The following is an 11,867-nucleotide window of genomic DNA, read 5'->3' as shown; positions in this document are numbered from 1 at the left end:
CGGCGCCGACCCCCACCCCGGCCGTCACCCCCACGGCGACCGGTGTGCCCGTTCCCCCGGTCGGCGCCGGGGCCGGCTTCGCCCCGTACGTGGACACCTCGCTCCACCCGCCGTACGACCCGGTCGCCACCGCCGGGGCGACCGGGGTGAAGAACGTCGCCCTCGCCCTCGCCCTCGGCCGACGCGGCGTGCGGCAGTGTCGTCCAGCGGCCGCCGGACTTCACCCGGGCCCTGGGGGCGTACACGGGCTGAGGGTTGTGATCGCGTGATCGCCTGATTCCCGGCCCTGGCCGTCCGTGCCCCGCTCGCGGCGGAGGACGGCTGGTCAGGGCCGGTCCGTCACGCCGGGTAGTCGATCGTGTCCGGTTCCGCCCGGGCGGCATCCGGTATCGTCGCTGGTTGGCCCAGCCGTGGACGGAGTGGACAGTGACAGCGGTGCAAGACGAGCGCAGCCCGGTGCGGACCGCACCCGACCCCTCGCCCGCCCCCCTGTCGGACCGGCTGCGCCGGGCCCTCGGCGCCCCCGTCCGGGCGCTGCGCGAGGCCCCCCGTCGCCCGCTGCTGGCGGCCTCCGCCGTCGCGCTGCTGTCCCTGCTGGTGTACGCGGTGGTCCGCCACTTCGTGCACACCTCGATGGTGGACATGATCGTCTACCGGGCCGAGGGCGCCGCCGTGGCCAACGGCACCGACCTGTACGCGCTGCGCGTCACCGAGTGGAACCTGCCCGCGACCTACCCGCCGTTCGCGGCGATGCTGTTCGTCCCGACCACCTGGTTCCCGGTCCCCTTCCTCCGGGTGGCGATCACTCTCGGCAACATCGGGCTGCTCGCCCTGCTGACCCACCTGTCCTTCAAGCTGGCCGGGTGGCCGCGCCGCGAGCTGCGGCCGATCGGCGTGATCCTGGTGACCGGCCTCGGGGTCTGGCTCGAACCGGTCTTCACCACGCTCCGTTACGGCCAGATCAACCTCGCGCTGGCCTGCCTGATCCTCTGGGACCTCACCCGTCCGGACGGGCGGCGGAGCAAGGGCGTGGCGATCGGCATCGCCGCCGGCATCAAGCTCACCCCCGGCCTGTTCGCGGTCTACCTGCTGGTCACCGGACGGATCCGGGCCGCCTTCGTGGCCGGCCTCACCTTCCTCGGCACCTTCCTGCTCGGCGCCCTGGTCCTGCCCGACGCCACCTGGGGCTTCTGGACCAAGTACCTCTACGACTCCTCCCGGGTCGGCAAGACCTGGATCGTCGACAACCAGTCGATGCGCGGCGCCTTCGCCCGCTTGCTGCACAGCGCCGACCCCGGCACCGTCGCCACCCTCGGCGCCGGCCTGGTCGCGGTGGCCGGCCTCGCCGTCGCCGCCTGGGCCGCGCGCAGCGGCCGCTGGCTGCCCCGGGCCGAGGCCTGGGGCGTCTGCTGCGCGGCCGTCACCGCCGTCCTGATCTCGCCGATCAGTTGGACCCACCACTGGGTCTGGTGCGTGCCGATGCTCGTCCTGCTCGCCGCCGAGGCCTCGGTCGAGCACGCCCGCCCGGCCGGCGTCCGCCGACTGCGCTGGCGGGCCGCCTTCTGGGCCACGCTGGTCGCGTTCCTGTCCTTCGCGATGTGGGCCGCGAAGCCGGTCGGCCTGGCCGTCCTCGACATGTCACCGTGGCGCCAGCTGCCGACCTCCGTCTACCCGTGGGTCGGACTCTGCTTCCTGATCGCCGCCGCCGTCCGGATAAGGGCCCGACGGCGCTCGGCCGGCGCGCCGCTGGTCCGGCTGCCCGGACAGCGGGAGACCGGCGGCCCGGACGCCGCCCGCGGTCGTCAGCAGGCCCCCGCGGCCCGCTGAGCCGGCGGGGGCGCCGCTCCTGCTTCCCTGTTCCCGCGCTCGCGGTTCCTGCCGAGCCCGCTGCCCGTGCTCGTGGTCGCGGTCGTGGCCGTGCTCTCGCAGGTGTCCGTGTTCGTGTCCCTGCTGCTGTCCGTGCCGGTGCACGCTGCGGCGCACGCCTAGGCGAGCAGCTCGGCGAGCGAGCCGTCCATGTCCAGCGCGGCCAGCTCGCTGCCCGGCGGGACCAGCCGGTGCGCCCGCTCCAGCCAGGCCGCGACGATCGGCAGCGGGGCCTCCAGCAGGGCGTCCCCGGCGGGCGAGCTCAGGGCCAGACAGAGCACGCTGCGCCGGCCCGAGCGGGTCGGCCAGATCCGCACGTCGCCCTGGCCGCACGGGCGGAAGGTGCCCTCGACCAGCAGCTCGCGGGCGAACACCCAGGTCACCGGGGAACCGGTGTCCAGGTGGAAGGTGATGTACACCGCGTACGGGTCGTGGCTGCCGTAGGACAGCCGGGCCGGGACGGGGACGCTGTGCTCCGGCGAGAGCACCAGGTTGAGCTCCAGCTCGTGCTCGACGACGCTGACGGGACGCTCCATGATCGTCTTCCTCTCTGCCTTCGGGCGGTGCCCGGTTCCGGGCCCCTGTGACCTTTGAGAGGGCGGTCCGCACCGGCTCTTACACACGTTTCCGGGATTTCTTCGGGAAGTTTGGTGAGGGGTGGTGAACGGCGGGTGGCACGGCGCGCGGGCCATCGTCGTGCGCTGGGTTCCTTACCTTGAGCCACCCTCCACTGTCCGGGGATTCGCGAACTTTCCGTCACGGCTTCGATGAGGTACTACCCTTTGTGACTGCCCGGCGACTGTCCGCCCATCGGTGGCTCCCCCACGCGCGCCGAACGCCGGGCGCGCGCCTGGTCGTGCGCGCGGGGGGACGCGTCTGCGGTGGTCGGGCCCGGTCGGCCCGCACCGTCCTCGTCAGGCCCTGCCAGGAAAGAAGACCCCCATGACGGACCGCCCCTTCGCCGCCGCCGGCGACCCGGCCGTCGCACCCGAGCCCGGCTACTACCCCGACCCCTCCATCCCCGGCTTCATCCGGTACTGGGGCGGCTCGGCCTGGGTGCCCGGCACCAGCCGGCCCGCGCCCGCCGAGGGCGAGGTGCCGGCGCCGCCCCGGTACGCGACCCGCCCTCCCGTCCCGGGCGGGCCGGCGGCGCGGGCGGTGCCGCCGCCGGTGGTGCTGCTGGAGGCGGTGGCGCCGGAGGCGGGGGGTGCGGGGCAGGCGGCCCCGGAACCGGTGGCTCCGGAGCAGGTGGCCCTGGGGGCGGTGCCGCTGGGGGCGGTTCCCCCGGGGTCGGGGCCTTCCGGGGTGGCGCCCTCGGGGTCCGTGGCGGAGGTGCGGGGCGGGCTGCCGGCGGGCGGGGGCGACACCGGGCCGGTGTACTTCGACCAGACCTCGGGCGGGGCGTCCTTCGTGCTCGGGCCGCGGGTGGCGGAGGTGATCGGCGGGCCGGTGTTCCGGACGGTCGACGGGCCGGGGGTGCTGTCGGGGGTTTCGCCGGGGGTGCCGTTCGGGGTGCCGTCCGGGGGGCCGTCGGGCTTCGCCGGCGCCGAGCCGCCCGGGGTCGTGGACGCGCCGGTGGCCTTCGGTGCGGTGCCCGAGGCGGCCCCGGTCCCGGTTCCGGGGCTGGGGCTGGGCCCGGCTCCGGCCCCGTCCGCCGCTCCGGTCGCCGGGGATTTCGAGTCCGGCTGGCAGGCCGATCCGCGGGCGCAGCGGGGCCTGATGGAGACGGGCGACGCGCCGCGTTGGGTCTCCTGGGGGGTGCTTCCGGAGGCGCCCGACGCGGAACAGGGGCGTGCGGAGCCCGAGCGTGCTCCGATTGCCGCGGAACTGGCCGCCGCCGGCTCTCCCGCCGTGGCGGTGGCGGTGCGGGAGGCCCCGGTGCCGGCCGTCCTGGCCTCGGGCCCGGTGCCGGTGGTCGGCGAGGAGATGCTCCGGAGCCCGCTTCGGGCCCCGGCCCCGGTCCCGACCGCGGCCGCCTCGAAGCCCCTGGCCGCGGCGGCGGCGACCGCCTCCGCCCACGCCGCTCCGCTGCCCGCCGTACGGGCGGTCCGGGAGACCGCCGTCCAGCCCCGCCCGTCCGCCGCCACCCCCGTCCCCGCGCCCTCCCGGGCCGCCCGGACCTCCCGGGACGCCCGGACCACCCGGATCCCCGGGCCGGCCGGCCTCGGCCGCCGACTGGCGGCGCGGACGGTGGACACCGCCGTGCTGCTGGTGGTCGCGGTCGCCGCCGGGATCCCGCTCGGCAACTCGGTCTCCGACCACCTCCGGCAGAAGGTCGACCAGGCCCGGATGGCCAGCGCCCTCACCCGGCGCCAGGTCCAGGTCTGGCTGGTGGACGACGTGGTGCTGGGCAAGATCGCCGTGCTGATCGGCATCCTGCTGTTCGTCAGCCTGCTCTACGAGGTGCTGCCGGTCGCCCGCACCGGACAGACCTTCGGCAAGCGGATCGTCCGGATCCGCGTGGTGGACGCCGCCGCCCCCGTGGCCCGCACCAGGCTGAGCCTCGGCCGCTCGCTGCTCCGCTGGGCCGTGCGGCAGCTGGGCGCGGTGCTGCTGCTCGGCCTGGTCTGGCCGGTGTTCGACCGTACGGCGCGGCGGGGCTGGCAGGACCGCGCGGCCAGGACCCGGGTGGTGCGCGGCTGAGGACCGGTAGGGCCCGGTGCAAAACGGACAAAATGTCCCGAACATCAAGAATGTGTGATGTTCTACTCGGGGGCATGAGCACCCACGACCCCTCAGGCCCCCAGCCGGAGGGGGGCGGTACGCCCTCCTTCGACAAGCAGCCCCCGCAGCCGGGCGGCGGCACGCCGGAAGGCGAGCCGCCGGGCCCGACCCCGTCCCACGGCCCGTCCGGTGACTCGTCCGGTGACCGGTCCGGCGGCCCCGGCGCCTACCAGGGCACCTACGGCGGAAGCCCGTACGGCGAACCGACCCCCGGTCAGAACCCGTACGGCCAGAACCCGTACGACCAGCCGCCCGGCCACGGCACCGGCTACGGCCCCGGCTACGGCCCCGGCGCGTACGGCACCCCCGGCGCCGGCCCCGTCCCCGGCATGCCGCCGATCGGCACCTGGCCCAAGCGGTTCCTCGCCCGGCTGATCGACTACCTCCTGATGCAGGCCGTCGGCGTGATCATCGTGGGCCCCTTCGCCGACCTCAGCACGCGCAACGGCTCCACCGAGGCGTTCTGGCTCGGCTGCGCCATCTACCTCGTCTACGAGGCCCTGATGCTCAGCCGGGACGGCCAGACCCTCGGCAAGAAGGCGATGAAGATCCGCGTCGCCATGCTCGTCGACGGGAACAAGCCCACCCAGTCCGCCGCCTGGACCCGCGCCGCCGTCTTCATCCTCCCGGCCGTGCTCTGCTGCGCCGCGCTCTGGTGGATCGTCGACGGCCTCTTCGGCGTCTTCGACAAGCCCTACCGGCAGTGCCTGCACGACAAGGCCGCGAAGACCGTGGTGGTCACCACGGAGGTCTGAGCGGCGCGGCGGGACGCGCCCGCGCCCGGCGGCGGATCAGCGCTGCCGGGCGTACGCGTGCCCGGCAGCGGTCGCGGTGGGGCGCGGCGGGGCGGCCGGGGCCCCGGGACCCGACGCCACGGTGGCGGACCTGGCCGCGGCGGCGGACATCGAAAGCACCGTCACCACGGTGCCGAGCGCCAGCGCGAACCCCACCAGCACCACGACCGCCAGGACGCCCGAGGCGCCCGAGACGGCCAGCAGTGCCACCGTGGTGGCGACGACGGTGAACGAGCCGAGGCAGGCCTGGGCGACGGAGGGGCGCGGCATGGCGGGGGTCCTTCGCACGTCGGGGGAAACGGGCGGGAGTGGAGCCGGTTCCAGTGGTGCTACCCCGCGGGGAGGACGGGTACGTCCAGGCTAGCCCCCGGAGGCGGGGGCACAGGGGGCGCACGGGCTCACCCCGGGGTCGTCCGGCCCGCTCGGTACGGTGAGACCGGCACCTGCCACGCACTGTCGCAGAGCACGTATCACCGAGCACCACGTACCCGGGGGAACCGACCATGCCCATCCCCGCCGACTGGCCCACCACCGAGGCCGAGGCACTCGCCGAACAGGAGCGGCTGCGCCCGCTCGTCCAGCCCCACGACGACCCGGGCCGGGACCCCGCCGCCCCCGGCACCCTGATCGCCGGCGTGGACGTCGCCTACGACGACGAACACGACCTCGTCGCCGCCGCGGCCGTCCTGCTCGACCGCGACACCCTGGACGTCGTCGAACAGGCCACCGCCGTCGGCCGGATCGCCTTCCCGTACGTCCCCGGACTGCTCGCCTTCCGCGAACTCCCAGCCGTCCTCGACGCGTTGGCCGCCCTCACCCGCACCCCCGACACCGTCGTCTGCGACGGCTACGGCCTCGCCCACCCCCGCCGCCTCGGCCTCGCCAGCCACCTCGGCATCCTCACCGGACTGCGCACCCTCGGCGTCGCCAAGACCCCCTTCACCTTCGACCACCACGAACCCGACGCACCACGCGGCTCCTGGACCCCCCTCACCGACCCCGCCACCGGCGAGGAGGTCGGCCGCGCCGTCCGCACCAGGGCCGGCGTCAAACCCGTCTTCGTCTCCGTCGGCCACCGCACCGGCCTCGACACCGCCGTCCGCACCACCCTCGACCTCGCCCGCCACTACCGCCTCCCCGAAACCACCCGGCACGCCGACTCGCTCTGCCGCCGCGCCCTCGCCGACGCCCGACGCACCGGGACGAACGCGAACTGACCATGCCCCGGGCGGGATTCGGGCCCGGTGTGTTAGACATGAGACACCGGGGCCCGGCCCCGGCCGCCAGGGGGACGGACGCACGGGGGAGGCGCCGACATGGGCACAGGAACCACCGGAACCGGATCGACCGGCGGAGCCGGACAGGGCTACCGCGTCGAGGTCGAACAGCTCCGCGCCTTCGCCGGCCAAGTACGGCTGCTGCTCGCCGACTTCCAGAAACACGCCGACGGCACCGACGCCCACGGCCGCAGCGGCATCGGCAAGACCGCCTTCGGGACCTTCGCCGAGGCCGCCGAGATCCACGGCCGCTACGGCACCATGCGGGACGCGCTGCGCGACGTCCTCAACCAGCTCCAGGAAGCCGTGAACGAGGCCCAGCAGAAGGCCGACCTCACCGCCACCAACTACGAGGAGCAGGACCAGCACACCGCCACGAAGCTCAAGCTCGGCGACGACGGCTGGTCCGTCGCCCAGCCCTCCGCGAGCAGCCAGGCCGCGGCCCAGCAGAACCGCACCCCGTCCACCCGCGGCAACGCCACCGTCTGACCGCCGCCCGCCCGCCCCGAACGGAGGCCGACCGCCCGTGGTCTACACCGACTTCACCAAGTACAGCCACGCCCAGCTCCGCACCATGGCACAGGCCCTCGACCCCGGCGCGGTGATGGCCGCCGGCGACCCCTGGCGCAAGGCCGCCGACACCCTCAAGCAGATCCGCCAGACCCTCACCAAGGCCAGCACCGAAGCCGCCACCTCCTGGGAAGGCACCACCAGCGACGCCTTCCACACCCGCATGCTCACCCTGGCCGCCAGCATCAACAACGCCGCCGCCTACGCCAACGACGCGGCCAACACCCTCCACAACACCTCCGAAGCCATGGCCAAGGCCAAGCGCGACATGCCCGAGGAACCCGGCAACTGGGACAAGGTCAAGGACACCGTCGGCGACGCCCTCTTCGGCGACGACGACGAACACATCCCCCTCGCCGACCGCAAGAAGGCCGAAGCGGCCGCCATCATGCAAACCCTCGCCATGCACTACCGCGTCGCCACCCCGGCCCTGAAGCCCCCGCCGGCGTTGGATACGAGGCCGCGGCAGCCGATCCGGGACGACCCCGCAGACGGCGCCCAGGGCGATCCGAGTGGTGCCGCGGCGACGGCGGCCGCGATGATGTCGGGCACCTCGGTGGGAGCGGCGGGAGCATCGACACGGCCGACGACCGTCCCGCCTTCTCAACGTAGTTCCTCCCAGCCGCCGATGACGGCTCGGCCCGTGGCGAGGAGTACGCCTGCTCCGACCGACTCGGGGATCAAGGGCGGTACGGCGCAGACTCCGTCGAAGCCCTCGGTCCCACCGGGTCGTGGTTCCGGTGAAGGCATCTCCGGCAGGCCAGTGGCGCCCGCGAGCGGAAGCATGCCGAGTCCAGCGCTGGCCGGGACACAGACCTCCGGAGTGGAGCTCGTGCAGGCCGGGGGCACCGCCACCGGGCCGTTCGGGGGTGCCCCCGGTCCGGAGACGCCTCGCACCACCGGCCCGACGACCGTCTCTCCGGCCGCGCCGATCGTCGGCCCGGGGAAGGTCGGCCCCGGAGGCCGGGAGATCGCGGGTGGCGTGGTGCCGGTCGAGGGCTCCGGTCCGCGTGGCGGTCGGGCTCCCGGTGGTTCCGGTGAGGTCAGTCCGGTCATGGGCGCCCGAGGCCCTGGAGCTTCTGGTGGCCGGCAGTCCGGGGGTTCTCTGGCGCGACCTGGCGGGGTCGCGGGAGAGACGGCGAAGCCGGGTGGCGCACAGGGCAAGCAGTCGTTCACGGAAGGCGGGTCCGGGCTGGGAGCACGCAATCGCCTCAGGGGTGAGTCGGGCCCCGCTACGACGAACGGCGCGTCTCCCGGTATCCCGCTGGGTGGAGCACAAGGACGCAAGAAGGAGCGGGGGAAGGACGGCAAGCGGCCCGACTACCTCGTTGAGGACGAGGAGACCTGGGCGTCGAAGAAGCCCGCGAATCCGAACGTGGTGGAATGAAAGCCGGTCCGTGAGCGGACAACGGTTCTGATCGCATCCCGCAGGTCGGTGACCTGTGGGATGCCGCGCTGAGTGGGGTGACCAGGTTTGACGAGCCGCCGGTTGGCACGTGGTACGGCGGCCCTTGCCGCTGGGGCACTGATCTGGGGTGTCGGGGCACCGGTGGCATCGGCCGATCAGATCAGGGACCAGCAGTGGGCTCTGAAGGCGCTCGAGGCGGAGACGAAGGTCTGGCCGACGAGCCAAGGCGATGGTGTGGTCGTCGCCGTGATCGACACGGGGGTGAGCCAGGATCAGCCGGACCTCACCGGACAGGTGCTTCCCGGGGGCGACTTCTCCGGTGGCAACACGGACGGTCGAGTGGACAACGACGGCCACGGCACCGGGATGGCGAGCCTGATCGCCGGACACGGACACGGCTCCCAGGACGGGATCATGGGCCTTGCCCCGAAGGCGAAGATCCTCCCGGTGAAGATCAAGTCTGGCGGCGACGGCCCGGACTCCCAGTCCACCTCCGAGCCGCAGCCGACCCCGGATCCTCAGCAGAACGACCTGGCGGACGCGATCCGCTTCGCGGCGGACCACGGTGCGAAGGTCGTCAACATGTCCATCGGAGGATATTCGCGCTTCGACTCGAAGCTGCGGAAGGCGGTCAACTACGCGGTGTCCAAGGACATCGTGCTGGTCTCCAGTTCGGGCAACGGGGCTGGTCTGGGGGTCGAGTATCCGGCCGCCTTCCCCGGCGTGGTGGCGGTGGGAGCCGTGGACTCCAACGGGGTTGTGTGGGAGCGTTCCACGTCCGGCCCCGAGACCACGCTCACTGCACCCGGCGTGGGGATCTACCGTTCCGCTCCGAAGTCCTCGACGGGCTACGAGCGGAGGAACGGTACTTCGGATTCCACTGCCTACGTCTCCGCGACGGCGGCGCTCATCCGTTCCAAGTACCCGAACCTGTCCGCTGGGCAGGTGATCAATCGGATGATCAAGTCGGCCACGAGCCCGGTCGGTGGGCTGGCGGTGCCCAACGGTCAGTACGGCTACGGCCTCGTCGCGCCGGCGAAGGCCCTGGAGGCGAATCCCGCTGTGGACAACGGGCCCCGGGAGAACCCCCTGCTCGGGCGGATGGAGGCGAAGGGCACTCCGCCTCCGGTGGACGAGGAGACCGACGAGCCTGCCGTCGTGCCCATGGTCCCCGAGGGGGACAAGGCGAGCGGCGGGAACGGGGTCGGGGTGGTCGTGGGGGTGGCGGCCGGGGGGTTGGTGTTGGTGGTCGCTCTCGTCGGGGTGTTGGTGGTGCGGAGGCGGCGGGGGGCGGGTCAGTGAGTGGCGAGCCATTCGTCGCGTAGGGCGGCCATCTGGAGGACGTCCCAGTAGCGGTCGTCCCAGTGGTGGGCTTGGCGGGAGCGGCCTTCGAGGGTGAAGCCGGACTTGCGGTAGGAGTGGGCGGCGCGTTCGTTGTACTCGAAGACTTCGAGGTGGACGCGGTGGAGGCGGATGGTCTCGAAGGCGTGGCGCAGGACCAGGAGGGTGGTTTCGGTGCCGATGCCGCGGCCGGTGTGGTCCGGGGTGAGGGCGATCCGGTAGCCGGCGGAGGAGTTGTCGGGGTCGACGTCGTTGAGGGCGGCCTCGCCGAGGAAGCGGCCGGTGGCGGGGTCTTCGACGGCGAGGTCGAGGCGGTCGGGCTGTTGGGCGCGGGTGGTGCACCACTGGTGGATCCGGTCGCGGGTGAAGGCGGTGCGGGTGCCGGTGAGCCGTTTGGTGGTCTCGTCGGCGCAGAGTTCCCACATCGGGTCGGTGTGCCGTTCGTCGAGGGGGACGAGCCGGATGGTGGGGCCGTGCAGGGTGGGCTTCACGGCGAGGGCGGCGAGATCGGTGGGAGCGGTCATGGCGGCCAGGATGGATGGTCGGCTTCCGGTTCGTCCACGTGTTTAGTCCTGGCGTGCGGGCGCGCACCGGTTGGGGTGCGCGCGGGGACGGGGGCGTGTGTCGGGCGGTCGCGCCGGGTGAATGCGCCGGGGGTGGCAGTATTTCGGCGACCGCTGGCGTCATTGCCGCTGGTGGGGTTCCCCCGGTGGCGGAGATGCTGGGCCCATGAGCACTCCTGAGCGCACGCGGGTCGAGAGCACGTCGATCGCCGCCACGAACACCGCCGACGACGGGATCGTCCCCGACACCAAGGACTGGACCTGGGTGCTGGAACGCCCGTGCCCCGACTGCGGGTTGGAGACTCCGCGGGTGGTGCGGGAGGACGTCGCCGGGATGGTCCGGGCCAATGCGGAGGGCTGGCTGGCGGTGCTGGCGGGGGATGTGGACGGGCTGCGCAGGCGGCCGGCTCCGGGCGTGTGGTCGGACCTGGAGTACGCGTGCCACATCCGGGACGTGTTCCGGCTGTTCGAGGTCCGGTTGAACCTGATGCTGGACCTGGAGGACCCGCTGTTCCCCAACTGGGACCAGGACGAGACGGCCGTCGCCGAGCGCTACGGGGAGCAGGACCCGAAGGTGGTGGCCGGGGAGCTGGCGGAGGCCGCTGAGACGCTCGCCGCCGCTTTCGAGCGGGTGGCGGGGGCGCAGTGGGCGCGGACCGGGAGCCGCAGCGACGGGGCGCGGTTCACGGTCGAGTCGTTCTCCCGGTACCTGATCCACGACCCGGTGCACCACCTGTTCGACGTGACGGGCGAGCGGGTCTGAAGCCGGTCCTGAAGCCGGGCCTGGAGCCGGGCCCGGGAGCGGGGCCGAGGCCCGGTCTGAGGCCGGACCGGAGGCGGCCGGGGCGCGGGGTCACCAGCCGGAGGCCTCGCGCAGCATGGTGCGGCGCAGCCGTCCGGCCACGCTGGCGGCGTCGGTGCCGATGACGTCGGCGATCTCGGGGGCGGCGAGGCCGACGACGTAGTGCAGGATCGCCAGGTCGTCGTCGGCCGGGTGGCGGTCCGGGGCGGGGGTCGCCTGGCGGGTGTGGTCGGCGACGGTGCCGCGCAGGATCTCCCAGGCGTGCGCGGTGGGGTTGGAGCTGCCCATCAACTCCCGCCAGTGCACCGCGATTTCCGCGAAGGCCTGTTGGACGGCGACGGCCGCGGCGCTGTGCTCGGTCAGCCACACGCGCGCGTAGCTGAGGTACCGGGGGCGGTGGAGTTCGCAGAACGCGGTGAACTCCAGGGGCACCTCCGCCGGCTCGCCGGGCCTCGGGGGCGGCTCGGCTGAACTCTCATGACGGTTGGTCATCTCGGCTTCTCGGAAAGGGAGATGGGTTTC

13 protein-coding genes are annotated in these 11,867 nt (G+C 73.6%); 9 read left to right on the top strand and 4 right to left on the bottom strand.

What is annotated here, in order from left to right; translation table 11 throughout:
• Positions 1-44: 44 nt before the first annotated feature.
• Both ACFU7Z_RS00785 and ACFU7Z_RS00780 read left to right on the top strand, forming a co-directional pair.
• Entirely contained in the window at positions 45-269 is a 225-nt protein-coding gene (locus ACFU7Z_RS00785) for a hypothetical protein (protein WP_380775118.1), read from the top strand.
• Positions 270-426: 157 nt separating this feature from the next.
• Entirely contained in the window at positions 427-1,827 is a 1,401-nt protein-coding gene (locus tag ACFU7Z_RS00780; protein ID WP_117488016.1) for a glycosyltransferase 87 family protein, read from the top strand.
• 158 nt (positions 1,828-1,985) lie between these two features.
• Here the strand turns inward: ACFU7Z_RS00780 and ACFU7Z_RS00775 are convergent, their stop codons facing one another.
• Positions 1,986-2,402, bottom strand: coding sequence for an SsgA family sporulation/cell division regulator (locus ACFU7Z_RS00775; RefSeq protein WP_049658875.1), 417 nt, complete (start codon positions 2,400-2,402; stop codon positions 1,986-1,988).
• 406 nt (positions 2,403-2,808) lie between these two features.
• Between ACFU7Z_RS00775 and ACFU7Z_RS00770 the strand changes: the two genes are divergently transcribed.
• Together ACFU7Z_RS00770 and ACFU7Z_RS00765 are read left to right on the top strand one after the other, a co-directional pair.
• A complete protein-coding gene (locus ACFU7Z_RS00770) occupies positions 2,809-4,509 on the top strand; it encodes an RDD family protein (protein WP_380775116.1) in 1,701 nt (566 codons plus the stop codon).
• 74 nt (positions 4,510-4,583) lie between these two features.
• Entirely contained in the window at positions 4,584-5,345 is a 762-nt protein-coding gene (locus tag ACFU7Z_RS00765) for an RDD family protein (protein ID WP_380775114.1), read from the top strand.
• Between the two features lie 36 nt (positions 5,346-5,381).
• On the opposite strand, the gene ACFU7Z_RS00760 is transcribed toward ACFU7Z_RS00765, so the two are convergent.
• Positions 5,382-5,654: a hypothetical protein gene (locus ACFU7Z_RS00760; protein ID WP_380775112.1), complete on the bottom strand. Its 273-nt coding sequence runs from the start codon at positions 5,652-5,654 to the stop codon at positions 5,382-5,384.
• A gap of 233 nt (positions 5,655-5,887) precedes the next feature.
• Between ACFU7Z_RS00760 and ACFU7Z_RS00755 the strand changes: the two genes are divergently transcribed.
• The 4 genes from ACFU7Z_RS00755 to mycP all read left to right on the top strand — a co-directional run bounded on the left by ACFU7Z_RS00755 (position 5,888) and on the right by mycP (position 9,941).
• On the top strand, positions 5,888-6,601 hold the full coding sequence (locus ACFU7Z_RS00755) for an endonuclease V (protein ID WP_049657751.1): 714 nt from the start codon (positions 5,888-5,890) through the stop codon (positions 6,599-6,601).
• Positions 6,602-6,700: 99 nt separating this feature from the next.
• A complete protein-coding gene (locus ACFU7Z_RS00750) occupies positions 6,701-7,150 on the top strand; it encodes a hypothetical protein (RefSeq protein ID WP_049657753.1) in 450 nt (149 codons plus the stop codon).
• A gap of 37 nt (positions 7,151-7,187) precedes the next feature.
• Complete coding sequence (locus ACFU7Z_RS00745) at positions 7,188-8,618, top strand: hypothetical protein (protein ID WP_380775110.1); 1,431 nt, start codon at positions 7,188-7,190, stop codon at positions 8,616-8,618.
• Between the two features lie 162 nt (positions 8,619-8,780).
• Positions 8,781-9,941: a type VII secretion-associated serine protease mycosin gene (gene mycP, locus ACFU7Z_RS00740; protein WP_380775109.1), complete on the top strand. Its 1,161-nt coding sequence runs from the start codon at positions 8,781-8,783 to the stop codon at positions 9,939-9,941.
• Here mycP and ACFU7Z_RS00735 read toward each other — a convergent pair.
• Entirely contained in the window at positions 9,935-10,504 is a 570-nt protein-coding gene (locus ACFU7Z_RS00735; protein ID WP_074005041.1) for a GNAT family N-acetyltransferase, read from the bottom strand. The genes mycP and ACFU7Z_RS00735 overlap by 7 nt on opposite strands.
• A gap of 205 nt (positions 10,505-10,709) precedes the next feature.
• Here ACFU7Z_RS00735 and ACFU7Z_RS00730 point away from each other — a divergent pair, with 205 nt between their 5' ends.
• On the top strand, positions 10,710-11,306 hold the full coding sequence (locus ACFU7Z_RS00730; protein ID WP_380775107.1) for a DinB family protein: 597 nt from the start codon (positions 10,710-10,712) through the stop codon (positions 11,304-11,306).
• Positions 11,307-11,396: 90 nt separating this feature from the next.
• Here ACFU7Z_RS00730 and ACFU7Z_RS00725 read toward each other — a convergent pair whose 3' ends face one another.
• Entirely contained in the window at positions 11,397-11,837 is a 441-nt protein-coding gene (locus ACFU7Z_RS00725) for a hypothetical protein (protein ID WP_049657761.1), read from the bottom strand.
• Positions 11,838-11,867 lie beyond the last annotated feature (30 nt).

The organism is Kitasatospora sp. NPDC057518 (assembly GCF_042802075.1).
Taxonomy (GTDB): Bacteria; Actinomycetota; Actinomycetes; order Streptomycetales; family Streptomycetaceae; genus Kitasatospora.
The sequence above is the reverse complement of the archived record's forward strand: the minus strand, read 5'-3'. Positions and strand labels throughout refer to the sequence as shown.